Consider the following 24360-nt stretch of genomic DNA (forward strand, 5'->3'; position numbering starts at 1 on the left):
AGAATTTTAACTAAATTAAAAAAAATCATGAACGACGAAAACCTTTTCGAGGAAGACGGTGGTAATATTGAAGAAAATAACAATGACAGAAGAGAGAGAAGTTTAGAAAATGAAAATCAAGAAGAACAATACAAAGAGGAAGATAAGCAATACATAATACAGTATATTCAAGACTATTTAAAAGTTTTTGAGGATATTCTAAATCAGATCGACGAAGGAATTGATAATTTGGATAGTTACGAAAGGACTATGCAAATAAAGCGAAGCATAGACAGGCTCATAGAGACTTTATATAGTCAGGCTGCGTCTGAAGATATTGATGCAGAATTTGAAACCACAAAGCATACTCGCGATAAATCAGAATCTATGAAAAGGGTTAGAGAGAAAAGAAGGAAGCAAGCAATAGAAGAAGTATTAAGTAGCATGTTTGCCCAGCAACAAAAGGAGCTAATGAACGCTAAACACTTAAGTCATGGACATGAAACAGCACATGATGATGAAGCAAAAAAACGAGTGAAGTCTTCAATCAGGGGAGTGTTGTTTTCGGTGATTGCTCATAGGATGGATCCAAGAAGGAGAGCAGGAGAAACTGCTGACGATAACGAAAAGCAAGCTCATATATATGGCAGGGAAGCAGTTGGTGGAGCTTTAGGTGCATTGTTAAAAACATTTTTAACAGCAGTTACTGCCGTTGTGCGCGAAATTGCTAAGCCACTTCAGCATATCAGCAAACAGGAAACATCTTTTGCAAAACAAGTTGAAGAAAGCAGAAACGCAGATTCACAAAAAGGTCGATCTGTGTAGACTTTTCCTTGTAATAATCTTTCGATTCTACTGTCTGTTAATTCATAATTAGGGTTATATAGCTAACTGAAAAAAGGTTACCCCAGAAGGGATAAAAAGGTATAAAATGGCTTTAGATAAGGTAGAATGATGCCAAAGTGAGGATCTGAGGGAACGTGTTTTGAAAGTAGTAGACGAGAAAAAAATGACTATGGAGAAGATAATCAAGAGAAAAGATAATTGAAAAATTTGGCAATATGTGCAAAGACAAAGATACTCGCCGGATTTAAATCCAATTGAAAAGTTATGGTTTGCCATCAAGCATGCCATAAGAAAAGCTCTGCAGAACTTTTGGCCCGATATCAATTCGGCTATTGATTTTAGCACTCGGGGAAACCTTACTTGGGTTAGCTATAGTTTGCTTGCTCACAAGCAAACTTTCCTGGATCCAAGTAGTCAAGCTACTCGGATGACATCCTCCCTAGTGAATATTGCTCTTAATTTGTAACTAACCCAAGCCATAAATATTAAGAAATTTACCAAACGAAAAAAAAGGCAAAGAACTCCCGTGGTGCGAGTTTTGACCCTATAATAATTTAAACTGGCGCTGTAATAATGTGCTAACGCTTAAAATAAGCGCGATTTGGCTGAATGTAGAAAAAATTTAAAAGACATGCAGCCGCTATAATTTTACGTAATCCGCCAAAAAATACCCTAAGTTTTTTACTGAATTTTGTCATTGAGCCTGCAGGTCAAAAACAAGTTTTGAGTCATAAATACCCTTATTGTCATAATAAGGGGGCTGGCGGAGTTTGTCAAGGAAGTTTTTTGTTTCCACTGAATGACAGTTGTGGCTTGGGAGGTAGTACAAGAAATCTGTTATTTTAATTGTGTGAAATTTAGTTTTGTGTTTCATAATATTATACAATCAAATTGATAAAAGCTGTATTATCTCCTTGCAGCATTAAGTGTATATTTTTTGCTATTTTTTCCACTAAGGGAGTAACGTTATCAAAATTTGAAAATTTTGATAATACATAATCTGCTAAGCTTTTTTCATCTTCAGGTCTACCCACTCCAAATCTCAAGCGCCAATAATCATTACCAATAAAACTATCTATGGATTTAAGTCCATTATGTCCAGCAGAGCTACCACCTTTCTTTATTTTTATTCTTCCAATTTCCAAATCAGCGTCATCGTGTATGACAACGATATTATCTAGCGATAATTTGTAAAAGTTTCGTATTTTTGCAACAGGGATGCCTGAATTATTCATAAATGAATAAGGCTTTATTAACATGATTTTATTATCATTAATTATGCCAGAGGTTATTAGATAATCGGCTTTTTTAGAAAACGACTGGAAATTCCAATATTTGTAAATTTTATCAACTACGATGAAGCCGATATTATGATGAGTTAACTCATATTGACCACCAGGGTTACCAAGTCCAACTATCAGATGCACTATTACTCTGTTTCTGCTTGAGGTTCTTCAACGTCACTATCGGCAGCAGAAATTGTAACAATAGTAAAATTTTCTTCTTCATGAGCTACAAACTTAACACCTTCTGGTAATTTTACATCATTAATATGTATAGACTGGCCAATCATTTTACCGGATAAATCAACTTCAATAACCTGAGGTATTTTATCAGGAGAGCATTTAACAGCAATAGAACGACACAAAACATTAAGCACTCCACCTAACTTGATCCCTGGAGCTTTACTTTCATTCACAAATGATAGAGGTATGTCTATTTTAATTTCGCTGCCTTTATCAACAAATTGAAAATCAACATGTTGCACAGTATCCTTTACTACATGCAATTGGATATCGCGAACAAGAGCATATTCCTTTTTGCCCGAAATATTCAGCTCTATCAAATGTGCAGAAAGAGAGCCTGATTTATATTGCTTCGTGAATTCCTTTGCAGACAATGTTAAATTTACATTATCATGACCCTTTCCATATATGATTCCAGGGATGTTTCCTTTCTTCCTTAGAGAATGCATCGCTTTTGTTTTTGTTATATCACGTAACTCTGCATTAATTGTTACTATTTCTTGTTGCGTCATCGATTACTCCTATTCAGCTAATCCTTTTAATATAATTTAATAATAATATAACATAAAAATATTTATTTCAAACTTCATTCTTTCATACTAATTGTTTGTGAAAGGATTTATTTAGATGTATATTTAAGCTTATTTAACAAGAACTATGGGCATTGATGATAAAGTAGTTTTTAGGATTTATAAACCAACAAAAACTGCAACACAATCTGGTTTAGGTAATACAAATCTCTGGCACCTAAAAATTGAATCTGGTTCTTACTACATTGAACCTTTAATGGGGTGGGTTGGCTCAAAAGATCCAAAAAAACAGATTGTATTAAAGTTTGATTCTCTTGAAAAAGCAGTATTCTACGCAAAAAAACGCAACGTTAAATACGTAATTGAAATGCCAAAAAATGTTAAGAGGCTGCCAAAATCTTACGCAAGCAATTTCATACTAAAGTAAGTTGCACAACAAAGGGAGTGTTAAATAAACTGTGTCAAACCGAAAAAAAAGTAATAAATTGATATAAAAAAATGGAGGTTTGACAATGAGTCAGAAAGTAGTAAACAGAACTACCGGTTTGGTAGATTATAAAGAATTAGAAACAAATATCCTGTCGTCTATACGAGAAGGAAGACCGTTGACAGGAAGAGATGGAGCATTAACACCGTTTATAAAAAAGTTGCTGGAGGTAAGCCTGGAAGGTGAAATAGAAAACCACTTGTCGGCTGAAAGCGAAGAGAATAATCGAAGAAATGGGAGGAATGCAAAGACTTTACGTACAAGCGCAGGGTCATTTGAGCTTTTGACGCCAAGAGATAGGGAAGGAAGTTTCGAACCACAAATAGTCAAAAAAAGGCAAACAAACTTACATCCAGAGCTTGAAACGAAGATTTTGAGCACATTTGCCAGTGGTATGGGCTATAGAGATATAGTGTCACATGTTGAGGAAATTTATGATCACAAAATATCGGTGGCAGAGATATCAAGTATTACTGACAAATTGCTACCAGTAATCAACGAATGGCGTAGTCGCCCGCTGCAGTCTGTATATCCGATAGTTTTCATGGTTTTTTAAAGTCAAAGAGGACGGGCATTGCGTAAGTAAATGCATGTATAACATATTAGGCATAGATCAAAATGGCAAAAAAGAAGTATTAGGTTTTTATTTGGCTGAAAGTGAAGGAGCTAACTTCTGGTTGGGAGTGCTAAATGACCTCAAAGAAAGAGGAGTAGAAGATATCCTTATTGCCTGCGTTGATGGGCTGAAAAGCTTTCCTGCAGCTATAAACAGTGTCTTTCCTAATGCGGAAGTGCAGATGTGTATAGTGCATCAGATACGCAACTCACTGAAGTATGTGGCCAGTAAAGATGCGAAGAGTTTTTTGAGCGATTTAAAGAAGGTATATCAAGCTTCAAGCAAGGAAATTGCCGAGAATTATCTGTTGGAATTGGATGAAAAATGGGGCACAAAGTACCCTATGGTTATAAAATCTTGGCAGAATAATTGGGAAAACTTGTCTGGTTATTTTAAGTATTCTGGTCCAGTTAGGAGGATAATCTACACCACCAATCCCATAGAGGGGCTACATAGGCAAATTAGGAAATTCACTAAGACCAAAGGCTCATTTACCAGCATAAATGCCTTGTATAAGCAGGTATATTGTGCTATAAAGAAGGCAGAGGAAAAGTGGACGATGCCTGTACATGATTGGGCATTAACTATCTCTCAACTTGATGTTTTCTTTCCTGGCAGATTGAAAATTGAGTTGAACTAAAAATGCGGTTTGACACAGTTTATTTAACACTCCCACAACAAATGGTGTTATGCAAGTAGCTGACACTGCTCTCCTTTGTCATCCCAGTGCCCAGACACTGGGATCCAGGAAACTTAACTCTACACCAAGTAAATGTACAATAAGAACTAGATTCCAGTGTCAAGCACTGGAATGACAAGTTCTCGGCAACCCCTACATCATACCGCCGCGGTATCTCTTAGCCGCTAACAAGTAGCGGGATGACGATTGTCAGGGTGTCATCCCAGCGCCCCTATGATGTCATCCGAGTAGCTGACACTGGGATGGCTTTGTTGCATCGCTCAAGTGAAAAGAACTGGCAGTTACTGACAAAATTCATTATAAATAGCCATTTAACTGTTGAAGAAAAAATATGCCACAAAAAATGAGAGTCAGTAACTGCCATGAATATAACAAATTTCTCCAAGAAAGAGGAAGCATTTTTTGTTATATCAATGACGCCATAGAAAATTGGTACGAGAATTGTCCAAAAATGCAGGGCGGCAACTATATTTATAGTGATAAAGTTGTGATTTTGGTGCATATAATCGTCAGTTTCTTTAGAATTGGTTTAAGACAAACAGTCGGGTTTATAAAAGGGTATTTGCAACAAATAGGAAGAGATTTGGCAGTTATCAGCTATTCACAAGCATCAAAAGAAACTTAATATTAAGATAAATGATTGCAGAATTGATAAAAATAATATGGAAGATATCGAAATTGCTATAGACAGTACAGGAATTAGTATATACAACAACACACAGCAAGGAAAATAGCACTGACAGAAAATATCGTGGCTATGAGCAAACGAGAAAATTGCACGTAATGTTGAATATAAACAACAAAAAAGCCATAGCTGTAAAATACAGTAACGGTGTCTACTCTGATCACTATGGAGCTTGTGATTTGCTAAAAGAAGTTGATTTTCAGCATGCCATAAAAGCACTATATGCAGATAGAGCATGTGATAGGCACAAGTTTTATAAGTTGTGTAACGAATATGATATAAAGACAAAAATTCCACCAATAAACAATGCGGCAGAACATCCAGAAATAGATTATATGTCTGACAGGAATGCTGCTATTAGGTTAATAAAATTATACGGTGAAGATGGCATGAAAGAATGGAAAAAAGAAGTAAATTATGGGAAAAGATCTTATATTGAAGGGTTTTTCTCAAGATTAAAGCAAATATTCGGATTTAGTTTTAGGAATAAATCTGAGATAAATCGAGAAAAAGAACTGCTAATCAAATGCTATTTGCTTAATAAATTCACTGATATTGGTATGGCTAAATTTGAGATAGTTACATGAATTTACCATAAATCACCATCTCATAAAGTGTGATGCAACAAAGCCATCCCAGTGTCTGGGCACTGGGATGACACCGTCATAAAGGAACCAGTGTCAGCTACTTGGATGACAGGAGAATGACACCCTCCTTGGTAGGCCCAAATTGCAATGTTCGTACAGTTGTGGACGTCGAGCCTATCCTAGTGTTGCATATCAAGCTCATACTCAGTATGTAAATCTTTGACCAAAGCTACAACGTATTCTTTTTGAACAATTATACTGATTTTGATTTCGGATGTTGTGATAGCAAGTATTTCTATCTTTTTTTCGCTTAAAACCTTGAGTGTGCGGTGCATCACTTCAGTGTTAGACATAACACCAATACCAATTATTGAAATTTTAGCTACATTATCGTTTATAGCATAATTTTCATTCTTATTCAGTAACTTTTCCATTAAATCAATATCAAATTTGGAGATAACAAAACTTGACCCATGTATCATATCAATTTTAACGTTTGCCCCTACTATATCTCTTAAAGTACGCAAGTTATTTGCAAGGTTAGTGAAAGTTACAAGAGCTTCATTAGTGCTATAAGCTATTCCAGTAATTAAGTATCTCTCTAGTACATCCCTTTTGTGTAGTACTGTGGTGCCTTCTACTTCTTTAAAAGTGGATAGCACTTGCACTTTAATGTTATGCTTCATTGCAAGTTGTACTGAACGATTATGCAGTATTTTAGCACCAGATGACGACATTTCCAACATTTCATCGTAAGAGATAAATTTGAGCTTGCGTGCCTTTGGAACAATTCTCGGGTCTGCTGTATATATTCCATCAATATCAGTAAAAATTTCGCAAGTTCTAACACCAAAGGCTACCGTGAAGGCAACTGCTGATATATCAGAGCCTCCTCTTCCAAAAGTAGTGATTCTATCATCATTTATACCCTGAAAACCAGCGATGATCGCAGCAGTATAACCCTCAGCAAAAGATCTTTTCACACGGTCAATCTTTATTGTTTTTATTTTAGACTCAGAATAAAAATCATCAGTTACAATCGGTAACTGCCAGGCAAGCCACGATTTAGCATTAACTCCGATCGATTGGAGAGTGATAGCTAATAGACCGCAAGAAATTTGTTCTCCTGCTGAAAGCATAACGTCATACTCTGATAACTCTTGTCTGCAACTTAAATTTGAGATTTGCCTAGCCTGAAAAGCCATTTGGTCAGTAAATCCTGCAACAGCAGATACAACAACGATTACATTACAACCTTTCTCAATATCGTTTTTTATCAAATTTGCAACTCGGTTTAAATCAGTTAGCGAAGTCCCACCAAATTTTTTTATGATTATTTTGTCCATAGTTACAATATAACTCTCTTCTGAAGAAAAATATAGTTTTTGTAGAGATAGAGGTTGTCCGGAAACTAGAATTAAGGTAGAGTATAAGATGTATGGTTCCAGAGTGTGATGGTGTGGATCTATTATAAATAATTCAGGAGACTTTGTCAACTGAGAACATATAAATTCAAAAGGCGTAAGACCCCTAAGAGCTTTGAGTCTCTTTGCATAATTGTAGGCCATAACAAAGTCATAAAGATGCTCCTTAAGTTGCTGATGCGAACGATAGTAATATTTCCTAACTGTAGCATTCTTTAAAGTTTTATTCATACGTTCAACTTGTCCATTTGTCCAAGAATGGCTAACTTTTGTCAGACGATGTTCAATGTTATTTTCTTCACAAACTCTATCAAATATGTGTTGGAAGGCGTATTTATGGCGCTTCTGATTTGTAAATTGTATGCCATTATCTGTCAAAATAGTGTGGATTTTATACGGTAAAATTCTAATCAGATTACCTAAAAACTCAGCAGCTATGGGTTTTGTAGCACTTTTGTGCAACTCAACGTAGGTGAATTTGATCTATTGCAACAAACAAATACAGCTTTCCTTCTTCTGTTCTAACTTCCGCGATATCAATATGGAAATAGCCTATAGGATATTGTTTGAATTTCTTTCTTGATTTAACTTCACCATCGACATCTGGTAGTCTGCTAATGTTGTGCCTTTGTAAACAACGATGTAAGCTGGAGCGACTCAAATGTGGGATTGAGGTTTGCAAAGCGTAGAGACAGTCATCTAATGGCAATAGAGTATGCTTACGAAATGCAACAATTATAGCCTCCTCTTCTAAAGTTAAAACAGTTGATCTTGGATGCTTTGGACCCATACCAGCATCTTTGGTAAATGAGCGTTTTCTCCACTTAATAATAGTTTTTGGTTTAAGGTTATAACACTTGGAGAGTTTTGCTATGCTCTCTTTACTATTTTGTATTGCTCTACGAATTGTCTCTGTTGTTCTGGCGCACCCATGTAATACTTGTCCCATAATTCCTCCCTTTGATGATATTTTTTTCTCACATTTTATCATACCATCACACTCTGGAACTGTACAACTACTCTCGTAATGTCATTGTCTCTACGTGATATAGCATCTGTAAGTATTGTATGATTTTCTTCCCGACCATCTGAATGTTTTGTGGTCATTTCTTCATTCAGAACTTCCTTTAATAGCTTTTGTTTTTTGGCTTCTTCCAAAAGATCTTTTACAGCTTGATTATTCTTATGACTTATAGCATAATGTAGTAGTGACAACGTCTTGTATCTTGTCAAAAGCATCTAATGTTTTAAGCTTAAGCATTAGGTGGAGAAGGGAGGAACTCTGTGCTTCTTCTTAGATATAAAATCTGTAGAGGAGATAAGAATTCCCTTCTCAAAAGTATAGGCTGGACGGTATCGTAGAAAGACCTGAATGGTTCTAATTCTGTATTCACAAGACTAGCCTTACTTTTCATTTTTAATGGTAACGTATGGGGTTATATATGATCAACAACTTTTTGGGCATAGATATATCAAAAGATCGCTTTGATGTTTTTCTCTCATTTATAAGCAAAAAAGGAAAGCGTGAAACTAGAAAAAGAAGCTTTAAGAACGATGGTTTCAAAGTCTACTGAATTTTCTACACAAACATAATGTAGAAAAAGTAAAAACCTGCATGGAATCTACTGGTTGTTATAGCGAAGCACTGGCTGAATTTCTACACAATGCTGGACATTTTGTAAGTGTTGTAAATCCTTATTGCATAAAATCTTATGCAAGGAGTAAGCTGATACGACAAAAGAATGATCAGACCGATGCAGAAGTTATTGCTGATTATTGCCAAAGACAGGAACCTTCTAGTTGGACACCACCTTCTCCTGAAATGAAAAAATTAAAACATCTTTATCGTTGCTCAGTTGCGTTAAAAGATGAGTTAACATTAGTAAATAACCACTTAGAAAAAAAGAGAGACTGCCTAAAGAAGTTGCAAATGCTTGGGAAGACCTTGCAATGAATATAGCTCAAAAAATAGAAACAATAAAAAACTCCGTACGTGAACTATTAAATCAACACAAAGAATTGTTGGAAAATTTTCAACTTCTATTGACTATTCCAGGCATAGGAGAAGAATCAGCAATAGCTATTTTAGCTGAAGTTTCTGATATAGAGGTTTTTAGAGATGCCAGGCAATTGGCAGCATATACAGGAGTTATACCACGAAATATGACGTCAGGTTCCTCTGTATATGCCAAACCCAGATTAAGTAAATCCGGTTCACAAACATTACGTAAGGCACTTTTCTTTCCTGCCATAGTAGCTAAGAATCACAATCCTATCATTATGAGCTTTTGCCAAAGATTAAAGGAAAAGGGTAAGCATAATATGGCCATCGTTGGTGCTGCAATGCGTAAGCTACTCCATATCATTTTCGGTATTCTGACATCCAAAAGTGCTTTTGATCCTAACCATATCAAAAACTACAGGGCTAGGAGGTTGACTGAAGGTTTAGTACTTTAAAATCAAAAATGCTTCCTATCTATCTTATGTAAAGTGGTATCTTACACAAATTTATTGAATGTTGTTGGTTAGTGGATATGTTGATAAGTAAATTAGTTTTATACGCACAAAACAGATGAAGTTTACTTATCAACATATCCACTAACTATAATCTGTGTACTGTTACACAATTGGAAGTATTTTTTGATTTTATGATGCAACTTGGGAAATTTTTATAATTTTTTTGTTGACTAACAAGACGGTATCTCCTGTCATCCCAGTGCTTTTTTTTTGTCATCCGAGTAGTCCCTTTTTGTCATCCCAGTGCCCCGACACTGAGATCCAGAAAAGTTTGCTTGTAAGCAAGCAAACTAGCATAGAAAGTGGTTACAACATTTTCGATGAGATTATATGGAAAACTGGATCCCAGTGTCAAGCACTGGGATGACAAAAAGGAGCACTGGAATGACAGCAGTCCTACGTCATACCGCGATTCATTCGCGGTATCTCTTAACATAGATCCCGCTAACAAGCAGCGAGATGAAGATTGTCGTTTAGCTATAAATATTTAAGAAATTTACCAAACGAAAAAAAAGGCAAAAGAAGCCCTAGTCATTGTCTATTTTCAGTATTGGCGTTTTTTAAGTCTTAAACACCGCAATTTAGCTGCTTTTAAATGCAACTCACCTTAGTTTAAATGTTTAAGAAATTTACTAAGCAGAAAAAAAGGCAAAAGAAACCCCGTGTTAGCTAGTTGTCACTCTCTAATCCTGCAAATTGGCGTACTATACTGTCTTAAACGACTTATAAGCGCGTTTCAGCTTATATAGGTAAAAACCCAGAAATGTTGTGAAGACATAAGGTGCACATAGTGCAAAAAATTAAAAATAAGACGCCAACTACGTTGTTTTCTTGCTGTTTAATCTGCACAGATGAAGATAACTGAATACCTTCACTATCATGATAAGGGGGCTGGCGGAGTTTGTCAAGGAAGTTTTTTCGTTTCTATTCCCAAGAAAAGTTCGTTATATGGTTATGCAAGAAGTCTATTATATTTCCTTACCCATTTGCTTAACTTTCTCTCTACTTTTTTTGAATAAGGTCACTATTGGCATGACAAACATTCATCGTAGTCAATATCTGTTTTGTGTTGCAATATTTCACTTTTTTTGAATATGTCATGCGAAACCTTGTCAGCTCTCTGCATTGATTGTGATCTGCAGTAATATAAGCTCTTCAATCCTTTTTTCCAGGCAAGCATGTGTATTTTATGCAAGTAACGTTTGTGTATGTTGGCAGGCAAGAACAGATTGACTGATTGAGACTGACAAACATACGGAGTTCTATCACTTGCATGTTCTATAATCCATCTTTGATCAAGCTCGTACGCTGTTTTAAATGTCAATTTTTCATGCTCACTAAGAAAATCTAAATGCTGAACGGAACCCTCGTTTGTCGAAATTGAAGACCATATTTTATCATTGTCTTGATTTTTTTCTGCTAATAGTTTTTGCAAGAATTTATTTCGCACTACAAATGAGCCTGTCAGTGTCTTTTGTATGAATACGTTTGCTGCATATGGCTCTATTCCAGGAGAGGTATTGCCTGCAATAATGGAGATTGAGGCAGTTGGAGCAATAGCGAGCTTGTGTGTAAACCTTTCCATTAGATCAACTTCTTTGGCATCAGGACATGCCCCCTTTTCCTCTGCTAATTTTTTAGAAACTATATCTGCTTGCTCACGTAAATACTTAAATATTTTTTTATTCCATTGTTGTGCTATTACTGATTCAAAAGGAACCATTTTGCTTTGTAAAAATGAATGAAAACCCATCACACCAAGACCAATACTGCGTTCTCTGGCTGCAGAATATTTTGCTTGCTGCATTTCATTCGGTGCTTTATTTATGAAATCTTCCAATACATTATCAAGAAAGCGCATTATATCTTCTATGAAGAGTTTATTGTCTTTCCATTCTTCGTAGTACTCAAGGTTTACGGATGATAGACAACACACAGCAGTGCGTGACTTATTCAGGTGATCATAACCTGTAGTTAAAGTTATTTCACTGCATAGATTTGACATCTTGATGTCTAAGTTGAGCTTTTTGTAAGATTCTGGCTTATTGTTATTTGTTGCATCAAGGAAAATAATGTAAGGTTCTCCAGTTTCAACTCTTGCTGTTAATATTTTGATCCATATATCCCGCGCTTTTACAGTTGAAATAACCTTATTGTTGTGAGGGCTTATTAAATTCCATTCTTGATCATTCTCAACAGCCTGCATAAATTTATCTGTTACTATTACAGCATGATGTATATTTAACGCTTTGCGATTTGGGTCACCGCCTGTTGGCTTGCGCAAATCCAGAAACTCTTCTATCTCCGGATGAGATACAGGAAGATAGACTGCTGAACTTCCTCGCCTTAAGGATCCCTGACTAATTGCGAGCGTTAGAGCATTTTGCACCACAATAAATGGTACAATTCCTGATGTTTTACCACTACCTTTTACACTTTCACCAATTGAACGTAAATTTCCCCAATAACTACCTATGCCTCCTCCACGTGCAGCAAGCCAAACATTTTCATTCCATAAGTCAACTATTCCCTGCAAGCTGTCTTCGGTTTCATTAAGAAAGCAAGAGATAGGCAACCCTCTCTTGGTGCCACCATTGCTGAGTATTGGTGTTGAAGGCATGAACCACAAGTTGCTCATGTAGTCATAAAGACGCTGCGCATGTTCTTTGTTATCAGAATAGTAATTAGCAATACGTGCAAAGAGGTCTTGGTAACTTTCATTTTCTATTAAATACCTGTCTGATAGAACTGCTTTTCCAAAATCGGTTAATTTGCTATCCTTTGCGTAATTAATAGTAATGTTATTCATAAAATTCCTTTTATTCTTTTATTATATATAGATACTTAAAAGCCACTTTGAGCGATTTTTAAGTTAGGTTTTTCGGATTTTCTTGTTGATGCTGTAATGCAAACAAGATACCGTCAACCTGACTGCCATATATTTTACAGTAACTCATATAACTTATCTGCATATTTATTTTTTTTGCAACATGTTGAACATAACTTTCTGAGTGACGAAAATAGTCTCCTTTGTTTACAAAGTCAATACCTTCACCTTCCTTTCTTCTTATTAAACATATAATAACCCCTTTTTTGCTCGTAGATCTTTTTGCTAATTCCAATTCTTCTTGAAAGTCATGTAGATAATGTAGCACTTCAGCAAAGATAATTACATCATACTGCTGGTTTTTCTTTTGTTTAAGAAACTCTTTCATTTCCATATGTATTAATTCATTGTAAACAGGCTTACCTTTTATAAAGCATCCTCTTGCGATATTTAGCATTCTACTTGAAATGTCAATTCCTGTTATGTGGCTTCCAGTACTATTTATTTTCAAGAAATGACCACATATTCCAGTCCCACAACCAAGGTCAAGTATATTGAGCTCAGAAGTGGAGTTGTTGAAGATTTTTGTAATTATCATGTGTACAAGTTCATGCCCTCTATACTGTTTAGCAATCAACCAATGCTCAACAAAATATTCACCTGTGTAATCAAAATATTGTCTTATGAGGTTTTTTGGCAATTCTGTAATAGGCGCTGAGTTTGTCATTTTTTTTATATAGTAAGATGCCTCCTCGTGATCACTATCTAATTTTAGTGTCTGTGTTAAATAATTATAAGCTTTATTAGTATTCCCTACCGCAAAATGACACCTTCCGATGTTATACCAGACTATGGGTAAATGGGGGTAAAATATGCTAATTAACCAAAATCGTAACTTTGCATCTGATATGCTACCTTTATAAAAGTGATATAAACCGATTTCAATGTTGGTATTTAACAGGTTCTTAGATTTTTTAAGAAGCACTGTCATTTCTTTATGAAGAGTATTATATTTATTCACAATGAAGTGTTTTACTTTCTTAATATTTAATACACCAATGAGCTTAGACATACAATTTAAAGCAACGTTTTTTATAAAAGAGAGATTACTTTTCATACATGAGAAATACTCCGAATGTTCATTATCATTTTTAGGCAATTGATTTTAACACATTTTATCTTACAAAATATCTTTTTTATTAATTTTTACTGTATATATAAGTTTACCGCATATTTCTCAGATTGTACTGTTTAGGATTGCTAGTATATTGTTGTTGATAATATAAGTAAATGTTTTGTGCAAAAAGGCGTTGACATATTATTTATTAGGTTATAATATAAAGATTAATTTAGTTTTTAGATGTTTGACAAGTTTTATGGTAGAGATTAATTTAATCTCAATTCAATTTTAATAATATTTAACTCTGCATATTCTGCATATAGTCGGATAAATAAATTATTAAGAGCACTTGATGGATACCTTGGCGTTAAGAGGCGATGAAGGACGTGGCAGGCTGCGATAAGCTGTGGGGAATTGTCAACAAATTTTGATCCGCAGATTTCCGAATGGGGAAACCCAACTAGCTTGGCTAGTTATTACATACTAAGTATGTAAAGCAAACTTGGTGAACTGAAATATCTAAGTAGCCAAAGGAAAAGAAATCAACCGAGATTCTGTTAGTAGTGACGAGCGAAAGCGGAAAAGGCTAGTGATTTAAGAATAAGAATTAGAATACTCTGGAAATAGTAACCATAGAAGGTGATAGTCCTGTATAAGTAGAAAGTTTTTAAATCCTTGAGTAGAGCGGGGCACGTGAAATCCTGTTTGAATATGGGGGGACCATCCTCCAAGCCTAAATACTCCTTAACGACCGATAGTGAACAAGTACCGTGAGGGAAAGGTGAAAAGAACCCCGGGAGGGGAGTGAAATAGAATCTGAAATCAAGTGCTTACAAACAGTTGGAGCTCTATATCAATTTATTGATATTTAGAGTGACAGCGTACCTTTTGCATAATGGGTCAGCGAGTTAATCTATGAAGCAAGCTTAAGCCGTTAGGTGTAGGCGTAGCGAAAGCAAGTCTGAATAGGGCGTTTTAGTTTTATGGATTAGACCCGAAACCAAGTGATCTAGTCATGACCAGATTGAAGGTGTGGTAAAACACACTGGAGGATCGAACCAGTTAATGTTGCAACATTATTGGATGAGTTGTGATTAGGGGTGAAAGGCCAATCAAACTTGGAAATAGCTGGTTCTCCGCGAAATCTATTTAGGTAGAGCGTTGTATGTATGTTGTTGGGGGTAGAGCACTGGATAGACTAGGGGGATTCACCGTCTTACCAAATCTAACTAAACTCCGAATACCAACAATTAATTATACAGCAGGCACACTACGGGTGCTAAGTCCGTGGTGGAAAGGGAAACAACCCAGATCACTATCTAAGGTCCCAAAATTACAGCTAAGTGGGGAAGGAAGTAGAAAAACCATTACAGCTAGGAGGTTGGCTTGGAAGCAGCCATCCTTTAAAGAAAGCGTAACAGCTCACTTGTCTAAATAAGTTTTTCTGCGCCGAAAATGTACCGGGGCTAAAGCTGTATACCGAAGATGTGAGTGCTTATTGATTTCGATCAATAGGCGCGGTAGCGGAGCGTTCCGTAAGTCTGTGAAGGTGGTTTGTGAAAACTGCTGGAGATATCGGAAGTGAGAATGCTGACATAAGTAGCGTAAAAGAGTGTGAAAAACACTCTCACCAAAAATCTAAGGGTTCCTACGTTAAGTTAATCTGCGTAGGGTTAGTCGGTTCCTAAGGCGAGTCCGTAAAGGAGTAGTCGATGGCAATTAGGTTAATATTCCTAAACCTCTTAAGTGTGACGGGTTTCGTATTTGTATAGATCTTATTGGATTGATCTATGCTTAAAAGAAGCTCCAGGAAATAGCACTTATATTTATGAGGCCGTACCGCAAACCGACACTGGTGGATGAGTAGAGTATACTAAGGTGTTGAAAGAATGATGTTGAAGGAACTCGGCAAATTATACCTGTAACTTCGGAAGAAGGGTAACCTGCTTTTAGGCAACTATGAGTAGGTGGCACAAAATAGGGAGTAGCGACTGTTTACTAAAAACACAGGACTCTGCAAACACGTAAGTGGAAGTATAGGGTCTGACGCCTGCCCGGTGCTGGAAGGTTAATAGGAGGGGTGCAAGCTCTAAATTGAAGCCCCAGTAAACGGCGGCCGTAACACTGACGGTCCTAAGGTAGCGAAATTCCTTGTCGGGTAAGTTCCGACCCGCACGAATGGCGTAACGATTTCTCCACTGTCTCCAACATCACTTCAGCGAAATTGAATTCCCCGTGCAGATGCGGGGTACCCGCGGTTAGACGAAGAGACCCCGTGCACCTTTACTATAGCTTTACATTGCTATTAAAAGTGTGATGTGCAGGATAGGTGGGAGACTTTGAAGTTATGGCGCTAGCTATAATGGAGTCAACCTTGAGATACCACCCTTTACACTTTTGATATCTAACTATGTTTCATTATCTGGAACTAGGACATTGTATGGTGGGTAGTTTGACTGGGGCGGTCGCCTCCTAAAAAGTAACGGAGGCGTGCGAAGGTAAGCTAGAGCTGGTCGGAAATCAGCTTGATAGTATAATGGCATAAGCTTGCCTGACTGCGAGGCTGACAAGCCAAGCAGAGACGAAAGTCGGTCATAGTGATCCGGTGATTCTGTATGGAAGGGTCATCGCTCAACGGATAAAAGGTACGCCGGGGATAACAGGCTGATGGTGTTCGAGCGTTCATAGCGACGACACCGTTTGGCACCTCGATGTCGACTCATCACATCCTGGGGCTGAAGAAGGTCCCAAGGGTTCGGCTGTTCGCCGATTAAAGTGATACGTGAGTTGGGTTTAGAACGTCGTGAGACAGTTCGGTTTCTATCTGCCGTGGGTGAAGGAAATTTGAGAAGGTCTGACTCTAGTACGAGAGGACCGAGATGGATATACCTCTGGTGTACCAGCTGTTATGCCAATAGCATCGCTGGGTGGCTATGTATAGATGGGATAATTGCTGAAAGCATATAAGCAAGAAACCCTCTTCAAAAAGATTTCCCAATTAAGGCCGTGGAAGACTACCACGTTGATAGGCTAGGTGTGGAAGCATGGTAACATGTGAAGCTAACTAGTACTAATAGCCTGATTGATTTATTTGCTTTCTATATGTGTGTATGCAGTGTTAAATATTAAGTTAAAATTGTTAAGTTAGAAATTTTTATTGACTTGGTGGCTATAGCAAAAATGAACCACCCGATCTCATCTCGAACTCGGAAGTGAAACTTTTTAGCGCTGATGGTACTTGAAAAGGGAGAGTAGGTCGCCGCCAAGTTTATAAAAATTTCTTTTTATCGCCTTTTAATAATTCTTTTATTACGAGAAGTCGCTTCTATATTCAAATCTAATAATTGTGGTCTAGGCTTATTCTTATTCTGCTCTAAGTATCGACTTTGCTCAAATGCTAATTCCCATTGTGTACGATAATTAGATTCTTTATATTCATAAAAATCTTCTTTAACATTATTTGTATTTATATTGAGATTTTTATCTTGTTCTTTTCTACTCTCTACCATTAAACACCCACACCCGTTAATTTATTTTAAAAATTTTACTTATGTTATCATAAAAAATATAGTTGTAAATACCTTAATTGAGATTTTTTTTTATTTTATCTTTTTTAAGCAAATAGTTAGATCTTTTTGTAAGTTTTTATAATTTGCTTGCATAATGTTTCTATGAGTTAGTATTATGTAGTAGTGCCCTATATTGCTTATATTTAAAATGCTAATTTTAGCAAGCATTCGTAATTGCCTTTTTATTTTATTTCTTTTTGCTGCTTTTCCGGCTTTTTTACTGATAGCCAGACCTACTCTAATAGTATGAGTGTACTTTTCAGGTTCTCTTTCTTTTATGGCGTACAGTGATATATAAAGCCCACGATAAAAAAGACTGCTGAGTGCTAACTTATTTTTGAAAGCAAAGGAAAAATCTTTTTTTTTATACTTACTATGCGCATAATTTGTTACACCCTAATGAACGGCGCCTATTAAGGATTTTTCTTCCAGCTCTTGTTGCCATACGTGAACGAAATCCATGTCTGCGCTTTCTTATCAAATTTTTTGGTTGAAATGTTCTCTTCATTGTTTTTATATTAATATAATTATTTATTTTAAATTGTTTTACTTTATTGTCAAATGATGGTGAACTTGTATGACATTTTCGTAGAATAAAATTTGATGCATGGGAAAATGAATTCGGTGATAGTCATACCTGTCCTACTAATCCTTTTATTTTGTTTTAGTAGGTTTCAAGAAGTAAATAAGGTTAAATCTTATCTATATCTTAGTTGTGTATGGATGCTAACTTGGTTGTTAGTACTCTATAATAATTGTTTTGTAACTTTTATTTCTATAGCGTTACTTTTTTTCATGCTTGCTTTTATCTTTAAAAATAAAAGAAATAAGATAATAAAACTTTCGTTATTTGTGGCTTTGGCCATATCATTTTTTATCACTTTATTTATAATGCTATCTATTTTTATTCAATCCATTAATTTTTTTAATAAAGTAGCTATTTCAGAATTCTTGTTTTGCTTGAAATGGGGCCACAATGTAGTCACTGTCAATGAAGAGAAGATAGGATATTTTGGTATAGCGCCGCTTTTAGTAGGTACATTACTTATAACTATTATAGCAATGTTAGTTGTCGTTCCGCTTGGTTTATTTTCTGCAATATATATTAGTGAATATGCGAGTGAGAAAGTGCGTTATATTGTTAATACAACTTTGCAAGTTTTATCTGCTATTCCTACGGTTGTATATGGATATTTTGCGGTTGTGTTCTTGTCTTTCTTTATAAAGCAGGTAGCAAATTTTTTTGGTTTAAGTATACACTCAGAAAGTGCCTTAGTTGCCGGTTTATCGATTGGGATAATGATTCTTCCTTTTATTATTTCTTTACTCGAAGATGCCATAAGATCTGTTCCAAAAAGCTTGCGTTATGGCTTCATGGCACTTGGCGCAACTCCAGCGGAAACTATATGGCATATAACAATACCTTATGCAATGCCTACAATTTTAAGTGCAATTTTATTGTCAATTTCAAGAGTGATAGGTGAAACAATGATTGTGCTAATGGCTGTGGGAATCAACGCAAATTTGACTTTTAACCCTCTTAATTCAGTTACTACCATTACCGTGCAGATCGCTACATTACTTACCGGAGATCAGGATTTCAATAGTGTACAAACTCTTGCTGCTTATGCGCTTAGTTTAGTATTGTTTATTATTACTTGGCTATTAAATGCATTTGCATTGTTTGTAATGAAGCGTAACTAGTAAGCGTTTTAATGTTGCAAAATTTCTATTAATAATATAAGATTTATTTTCTTTAGAAGTTCTTTTATGGAATTATAGTGTTGGGTGATAAAAATAAAGAGATGAATATAGGTAGAGCGATTAAGGTAACTCAAGCAGTTGTTGATATAAAATTTGAAGGTGAATTGCCTAAAATATTTAATGCTTTAAAAAGCAAACTAAAATATAAGGATAAGGAGCTGGTTTTAGAAGTTTCGCAGCATATAGGTGACAATATAGTTCGTTGTATTGCTATGGATAGCACAGATGGCATGTCAAGGGGGGATGAATTTGTTGATACAGGCGCACCAATATCAGTTCCGGTTGGGCGTTCAACTTTAGGAAGGATTTTTAATGTTGTTGGAGAGCTTATAGATGAGTGTGGTCCACTGAAGGGAAAATATAACTTAGAGCCTATACATAGAGCACCTCCAAGTTTTACTGAACAGAGAATACAGGAAGAAGTTTTAGTTACGGGAATAAAAGTTATAGATCTTCTTGCACCTTATCTTAAAGGAGGAAAAATTGGCTTATTTGGTGGAGCCGGTGTTGGTAAAACAGTCCTGATAATGGAATTAATTAATAATATAGCAAAAGCTCATAAAGGATTTTCTGTGTTTGCCGGGGTAGGGGAGAGAACGCGTGAAGGTAACGATCTTTACCACGAGATGATCACTTCAAATGTAATAAATATAAATGAGCATGAAAAATCTCAAGCTGTTTTGGTTTATGGTCAGATGAATGAGCCTCCTGGAGCAAGGGCTAGAGTTGCTTTAACAGCACTTACTATGGCAGAGTATTTTCGTGACCGTGAAAACCAAGATGTTCTATTTTTTGTGGATAATATCTTCCGTTTTACACAAGCTGGTTCTGAAATTTCTGCTTTACTTGGAAGAATACCGTCAGCTGTTGGTTATCAGCCAACCCTTGCAACTGATATGGGTGCAATGCAAGAAAGAATAGCTTCAACAACTTCTGGCTCTATTACTTCTGTGCAAGCTATATATGTTCCTGCGGACGATTTAACTGATCCAGCCCCAGCAACTACATTCTCTCATCTTGATGCCACCACAGTGTTGTCAAGGCAAATAGCTGAAATGGGAATATACCCTGCTGTTGATCCACTTGATTCAACTTCTCAGTCTTTATCTGCTGAAATCATTGGTGAAGAACATTATAAGGTAGCTTCTGAGGTGAAACGTATATTGCAAACTTATAAATCACTGCAGGATATTATCGCAATACTTGGTATGGATGAGCTATCTGATGAAGATAAAATTATTGTTGATAGGGCTCGTAAGATTCAGAAATTTCTTTCTCAACCTTTTCACGTTGCAGAAATATTTACTGGTATGCCTGGTAAATTTGTTTCACTTTCTGATACTGTTTCCAGTTTTAAAGAGATTGTTGAAGGTAAATATGATCACTTACCAGAGGCTGCTTTTTATATGGTGGGGAATATAGATGAAGCAATAAAAAAGGCTGAATTAATACAAGCTGAAGCTAAATAAAAGTTAAAGATTATGAATACTTTTAAAGTGCAATTTTTCTCTCCTGATGATCAAATTTCATTCAGTGGAGTGGTTTCTCTTTCAGTAACTGGGCTCGAAGGGGAGCTTATGATTTTAGCTCACCATGCTCCTTACTTAATTTATTTATTGCCTGGTATGATTACTGTTAAAATGAGTAACCAAACAGAAAAGAAGGTTGTAATTGATAGTGGCGTATTAGAAGTTGCAAATAATAATTGTAGCATTATAACAAGTCAAATTCAGGTTTTTGATCGTGCAATTCATGATGAGAAATCGTTTAAAAATAAGAGAATTAGTATATATTTAAGTTATCTTGATGAGAAATTTCTTTCTTAGTTATTTTAGGCAAAAAGTCGGTCTTGTCATCCAAGTAGCCCAACTTTTGTCATCCAAGTGCTTTTTTTTCTGTCATTCAGTATTCTCTTCCCTGTCATCCCAGTATTCATCTTTGTCATCCCAGTGCGTGACACTGGGATCTAGGTGTAAAAATATTTGTAAATTATGCAATGGGTAATAGATTCTAGGAGCATATAATGTTCATAATAAAAAAAGATGGATCCCAGTGTCAGCTACTTGGATGACAAAGGAGGGCGTTTGGATGACAAGATTTTGCAAGGGTATTTTTTTTATGGGAGATTAATATGGAAATTTTTCTTGATAGCGTTGATTTAAATGAAATTAAAGAACTAAAGGAGTTCATTGACGGCATAACAACTAATCCTTCTTTAATAGCAAAGTCCGGGCGTAAAGATAAATACGAGGATTTAGTGCGTGAAATATGCTCTATTATCAAGGGGCCTGTTAGTGTTGAAGTTGTTGCAAGTAACCATGCAGATATGGTTAAAGAAGGCCTTAAGTTAGCGAAAATCGCTGATAATGTTGTGGTAAAATTGCCCCTTACATATGAAGGATTAATTTCTTGTAAAAAGTTGTGGACAGAGCATAAAATACCTGTTAACATCACATTATGTTTTTCTCCTGGACAAGCACTGCTTGCCGCTAAGGCCGGTGCTTGTTTTCTTTCTCCCTTTGTTGGTCGCCTTGATGATATAAGCTATGATGGCTTATCGCTAATAGAAGATATATGTACTATATATTCTAATTACGGTTTTGATACTAAAGTTCTTGTTGCATCAGTGAGAAGCCCAGCACATGTAATAGAAGCTGCAAGGCTTGGTGCTGATTCAATTACTGTGCCAGCAAAAGTACTTAGACAATTAATTAATCACCCACTTACTGACCAAGGGCTAGCAATATTTGAAAAAGACTGGGGTGCAAAATAATAAACGGTCACTACTCTGAATCGGTTGACAAATTGGACGCTTGATAAGCGTAATTTGGAGCTTCTTGTGTAATGACTACATCATGAGCATGACTCTCTCTTAATCCTGATGCAGTAATAGTAACAAATTTACAATTTTTTTTCATCTCTTCTATATTCCTATTACCAGTATACCCCATTGCAGCTTGCAATCCGCCAATCAACTGATGGATTACTCCTGAAGCTGGACCTTTGAATGGAACTCTTCCTTCCACTCCTTGTGGAACTAATTTTAGTTTTGAATCTTTATCTTGAAAATAACGGCTAGCTGAACCTCGTTTCATTGCACTAATAGATCCCATTCCTCGATAGCCTTTATATGCTCTGCCCTTATACATGATAATCTCACCTGGGCTTTCGTCAGTGCCAGCAAAAATCGAACCAATCATCACAGAGTCAGCACCAGCTGCAATAGCTTTTGCAACATCTCCTGAGTATTTTACCCCACCATCAGCAATTAGTCTGACGTTTCTTGCTCTACACGTCTCTGCAACATTCTTGATTGCAGAGAATTGTGGCACACCAACACCTGTAACTATTCTGGTTGTACAGATTGATCCTGGTCCTATTCCGACCTTCACTGCATCAACACCCGCATCAATCAACGCTTCAGCAGCCTCCTTTGTTGCAATGTTTCCGCCAATTAATTGCGTATTAGGATACATCTTTTTTATTTCCCTAATGGTATTGATAACGTTTTCGGAATGACCGTGAGCAGTATCCACAACAACTACATCAACTTCTTCTCCGATCAAAGCTTCACATCTTTCTATACCATCTTTTTTACCAGTGCCAATTGCAGCGGCAACTCTGAGCCGCCCTTTACTGTCTTTACATGAATTTGGGTATCTATTGTATTTTTCAATGTCTTTAACCGTAATTAAACCTATACAACAAGAATTTTCATCTACGACCAAAAGCTTTTCTATTCTATTTTCATGCAACAATTTCATTGCTGAGGCACTATTCACTCCCTGCTCCCGCACTGTCACTAACTTATCTTTTGTCATCACTTCGGAAACTTTTACATTCATGTTCTGGTCTTCAATAAACCTCACATCTCGGTTAGTTAAAATTCCAACTAACTTGAGTTGATCGACTACAGGAATGCCAGAATAATTGTGCTCTCTCATTAATGAAATTGCTTCCGCAACTGTTTTATCCGGTGAAATCGTAATTGGGTTATACACGATCCAACTTTCATATTTTTTCACCCTTCTTACTTCTAAAACTTGTTCATCTATTGATAAATTCTTATGTATGCAACCTATCCCTCCATGTTGGGCAATAGCTATTGCAAAGCCCGATTCAGTAACAGTATCCATTGCAGAGGATATGAGAGGGATATTTAGTTCTATATTATTTGTTAAATAAGTTTTTGTATCTGCATCGCAAGGCAATATATTAGAATAGGCTGGCAAAAGAAGTATATCGTCAAACGAATAATAAGCTTCCATTTTTTTCATAGGCTTTATTTAAAGCTTATACGCCAATTAATTAAATTGCAATAGGACTTTTGCAAAATAAGCATTCTACATTATTTGCCAGCAAACAAAACTGCTCAATAGTTAAGTTTTCTGGACGTTCGTTTCCACTCAATTTAGCGTTTTCAAGGACAGTTTCAGCGTGGTTCGTTATATTTTGCAAGCTATTTCTCAGCATCTTTCTTCTTTGAGCAAAAACGGCACGTGTTAATCTTGTTAAGGTTTCCAAATTTACTGCAAACTTTGGGGTAGGCAAAGGATTTACTGTAATTACTGAAGAATGTACTTTTGGCCTTGGAAAAAACTCTTTAGGTTCAATATCAAATTCCTTTTTTATATCACATAGTAACTGGCTTAGCACTGATAAGGAACCATAATCTTTAGAATTGGGTCTTGCCGTAATGCGATCTGCTACCTCTTTTTGAAACATTAATGTCAAGTTCGTAAAAAATTTTATATTATTTAACCAATTTAAAAATAACGCTACCGAGATATTGTAAGGCAAGTTAGCAATAACTTTGACTGGGCGCTCTATCAGCTCTTCTTCTATAACATGCAGTGCATCCGCTTCTATAATTCTATACTTTCCTTGATGCTCATTTAGCAGTTGGTCATGGTGTTTTACTAAATCTCTATCTTTTTCTATAGAAAGTAGAGACTTTGGATTATGCACCAATATTTCTCTTGTTAATGCACCATATCCAGGACCAATCTCAATGACGTTAAAATTCTCTAGATTGCCAGCTAAAACGACTATTCTTTTTATTATCTCACTCGATAAAATAAAATTTTGCCCTAGACTCTTTTTTGGCTTCAGTAAAAATTTTCTCATATTATTTTCATTATACAGTATTTTAAAAATCAGTTGACTAAAATCCATTGATAATT

20 protein-coding genes, 2 rRNA genes and 5 pseudogenes are annotated in these 24360 nt (G+C 36.0%); 13 read left to right on the top strand and 14 right to left on the bottom strand.

Features of this window, described 5'->3' with window-relative positions; all coding sequences use genetic code 11:
- Positions 1-27 precede the first annotated feature (27 nt).
- Positions 28-804 carry a hypothetical protein gene (locus NMD99_RS00460; RefSeq protein WP_253309379.1) on the top strand — a complete coding sequence of 259 codons (777 nt, stop codon included), beginning with the start codon at positions 28-30 and terminating at the stop codon, positions 802-804.
- Positions 805-1087: 283 nt separating this feature from the next.
- On the opposite strand, the gene NMD99_RS08130 is transcribed toward NMD99_RS00460, so the two are convergent.
- The 3 genes from NMD99_RS08130 to NMD99_RS00475 form a co-directional block, all read right to left on the bottom strand.
- Positions 1088-1213, bottom strand: a complete 126-nt coding sequence (locus tag NMD99_RS08130; RefSeq protein WP_264688319.1) for a hypothetical protein — start codon at positions 1211-1213, stop codon at positions 1088-1090.
- Between the two features lie 490 nt (positions 1214-1703).
- Positions 1704-2252 carry an aminoacyl-tRNA hydrolase gene (pth, locus tag NMD99_RS00470; protein WP_253309378.1) on the bottom strand — a complete coding sequence of 183 codons (549 nt, stop codon included), beginning with the start codon at positions 2250-2252 and terminating at the stop codon, positions 1704-1706.
- Positions 2253-2254: 2 nt separating this feature from the next.
- Positions 2255-2863: a 50S ribosomal protein L25/general stress protein Ctc gene (locus NMD99_RS00475; RefSeq protein ID WP_250295275.1), complete on the bottom strand. Its 609-nt coding sequence runs from the start codon at positions 2861-2863 to the stop codon at positions 2255-2257.
- 145 nt (positions 2864-3008) lie between these two features.
- Between NMD99_RS00475 and NMD99_RS00480 the strand changes: the two genes are divergently transcribed.
- Entirely contained in the window at positions 3009-3308 is a 300-nt protein-coding gene (locus NMD99_RS00480; protein WP_253309377.1) for an ETC complex I subunit, read from the top strand.
- An 85-nt stretch (positions 3309-3393) separates the two neighbouring features.
- A pseudogene (locus NMD99_RS00485) lies at positions 3394-4624 on the top strand (IS256-like element ISWpi15 family transposase).
- A gap of 19 nt (positions 4625-4643) precedes the next feature.
- Here the strand turns inward: NMD99_RS00485 and NMD99_RS08075 are convergent.
- Positions 4644-4802: a hypothetical protein gene (locus NMD99_RS08075; RefSeq protein WP_410543501.1), complete on the bottom strand. Its 159-nt coding sequence runs from the start codon at positions 4800-4802 to the stop codon at positions 4644-4646.
- A gap of 61 nt (positions 4803-4863) precedes the next feature.
- Here NMD99_RS08075 and NMD99_RS00495 point away from each other — a divergent pair, with 61 nt between their 5' ends.
- Together NMD99_RS00495 and NMD99_RS08095 are read left to right on the top strand one after the other, a co-directional pair.
- A complete protein-coding gene (locus NMD99_RS00495) occupies positions 4864-5031 on the top strand; it encodes a hypothetical protein (RefSeq protein WP_264735643.1) in 168 nt (55 codons plus the stop codon).
- Positions 5016-5956, top strand: a pseudogene (locus tag NMD99_RS08095) (IS5 family transposase). Before NMD99_RS00495 ends, NMD99_RS08095 begins: the two are co-directional and overlap by 16 nt.
- A 179-nt stretch (positions 5957-6135) precedes the next feature.
- On the opposite strand, the gene NMD99_RS00510 reads toward NMD99_RS08095, so the two are convergent.
- The 3 genes and pseudogenes from NMD99_RS00510 to NMD99_RS00520 form a co-directional block, all read right to left on the bottom strand.
- Positions 6136-7302 carry an aspartate kinase gene (locus tag NMD99_RS00510; RefSeq protein ID WP_253309957.1) on the bottom strand — a complete coding sequence of 389 codons (1167 nt, stop codon included), beginning with the start codon at positions 7300-7302 and terminating at the stop codon, positions 6136-6138.
- Between the two features lie 90 nt (positions 7303-7392).
- Positions 7393-8329, bottom strand: a pseudogene (locus NMD99_RS00515) (IS481 family transposase); the annotation flags it as partial.
- A 38-nt stretch (positions 8330-8367) separates the two neighbouring features.
- Positions 8368-8613 carry a WD_0033/WD_0034 family tandem repeat-containing protein gene (locus tag NMD99_RS00520; protein ID WP_253309706.1) on the bottom strand — a complete coding sequence of 82 codons (246 nt, stop codon included), beginning with the start codon at positions 8611-8613 and terminating at the stop codon, positions 8368-8370.
- A 209-nt stretch (positions 8614-8822) separates the two neighbouring features.
- Here NMD99_RS00520 and NMD99_RS00525 point away from each other — a divergent pair.
- A pseudogene (locus NMD99_RS00525) lies at positions 8823-9837 on the top strand (IS110 family RNA-guided transposase).
- 223 nt (positions 9838-10060) lie between these two features.
- A complete protein-coding gene (locus tag NMD99_RS00530) occupies positions 10061-10264 on the top strand; it encodes a hypothetical protein (protein ID WP_309166201.1) in 204 nt (67 codons plus the stop codon).
- Between the two features lie 657 nt (positions 10265-10921).
- Here the strand turns inward: NMD99_RS00530 and NMD99_RS00535 are convergent.
- Positions 10922-12706: a ribonucleoside-diphosphate reductase subunit alpha gene (locus tag NMD99_RS00535; RefSeq protein WP_309166204.1), complete on the bottom strand. Its 1785-nt coding sequence runs from the start codon at positions 12704-12706 to the stop codon at positions 10922-10924.
- Between the two features lie 58 nt (positions 12707-12764).
- Entirely contained in the window at positions 12765-13841 is a 1077-nt protein-coding gene (locus NMD99_RS00540; RefSeq protein ID WP_264329070.1) for a methyltransferase domain-containing protein, read from the bottom strand.
- A gap of 332 nt (positions 13842-14173) precedes the next feature.
- On the opposite strand from NMD99_RS00540, the gene NMD99_RS00545 reads away from it, so the two are divergent.
- Positions 14174-16939 (top strand): 23S ribosomal RNA (locus tag NMD99_RS00545).
- 66 nt (positions 16940-17005) lie between these two features.
- Positions 17006-17112, top strand: a 5S ribosomal RNA gene (gene rrf / locus NMD99_RS00550).
- A gap of 16 nt (positions 17113-17128) precedes the next feature.
- Here the strand turns inward: rrf and NMD99_RS00555 are convergent.
- The 3 genes and pseudogenes from NMD99_RS00555 to rpmH form a co-directional block, all read right to left on the bottom strand.
- Entirely contained in the window at positions 17129-17353 is a 225-nt protein-coding gene (locus NMD99_RS00555) for a hypothetical protein (protein WP_253309152.1), read from the bottom strand.
- A gap of 90 nt (positions 17354-17443) precedes the next feature.
- Positions 17444-17719: pseudogene (rnpA, locus tag NMD99_RS00560) on the bottom strand (ribonuclease P protein component); the annotation flags it as partial.
- Positions 17720-17786: 67 nt separating this feature from the next.
- Positions 17787-17921, bottom strand: coding sequence for a 50S ribosomal protein L34 (rpmH, locus tag NMD99_RS00565; protein ID WP_006279898.1), 135 nt, complete (start codon positions 17919-17921; stop codon positions 17787-17789).
- 107 nt (positions 17922-18028) lie between these two features.
- On the opposite strand from rpmH, the gene pstC reads away from it, so the two are divergent.
- From pstC to fsa, 4 genes are all read left to right on the top strand, one after another.
- Complete coding sequence (gene pstC / locus NMD99_RS00570; RefSeq protein WP_264688474.1) at positions 18029-19117, top strand: phosphate ABC transporter permease subunit PstC; 1089 nt, start codon at positions 18029-18031, stop codon at positions 19115-19117.
- Positions 19118-19218: 101 nt separating this feature from the next.
- Complete coding sequence (gene atpD, locus NMD99_RS00575) at positions 19219-20646, top strand: F0F1 ATP synthase subunit beta (protein WP_253309946.1); 1428 nt, start codon at positions 19219-19221, stop codon at positions 20644-20646.
- A 12-nt stretch (positions 20647-20658) separates the two neighbouring features.
- Positions 20659-21003, top strand: a complete 345-nt coding sequence (locus NMD99_RS00580; protein ID WP_006279902.1) for a F0F1 ATP synthase subunit delta/epsilon — start codon at positions 20659-20661, stop codon at positions 21001-21003.
- A gap of 305 nt (positions 21004-21308) precedes the next feature.
- Positions 21309-21950, top strand: coding sequence for a fructose-6-phosphate aldolase (fsa, locus tag NMD99_RS00585; RefSeq protein ID WP_309166225.1), 642 nt, complete (start codon positions 21309-21311; stop codon positions 21948-21950).
- Positions 21951-21960: 10 nt separating this feature from the next.
- Here fsa and guaB read toward each other — a convergent pair whose 3' ends face one another.
- Positions 21961-23454 (bottom strand): IMP dehydrogenase, encoded by a 1494-nt coding sequence (guaB, locus tag NMD99_RS00590; protein ID WP_309166227.1) that lies wholly within the window; start codon positions 23452-23454, stop codon positions 21961-21963.
- Between the two features lie 31 nt (positions 23455-23485).
- Positions 23486-24304 carry a 16S rRNA (adenine(1518)-N(6)/adenine(1519)-N(6))-dimethyltransferase RsmA gene (gene rsmA / locus NMD99_RS00595; protein ID WP_253309945.1) on the bottom strand — a complete coding sequence of 273 codons (819 nt, stop codon included), beginning with the start codon at positions 24302-24304 and terminating at the stop codon, positions 23486-23488.
- Between the last annotated feature and the right edge of the window lie 56 nt (positions 24305-24360).

The sequence above is a fragment of the Wolbachia endosymbiont of Listronotus oregonensis genome (assembly GCF_031205055.1).
In the GTDB taxonomy this organism is placed as follows: domain Bacteria; phylum Pseudomonadota; class Alphaproteobacteria; order Rickettsiales; family Anaplasmataceae; genus Wolbachia.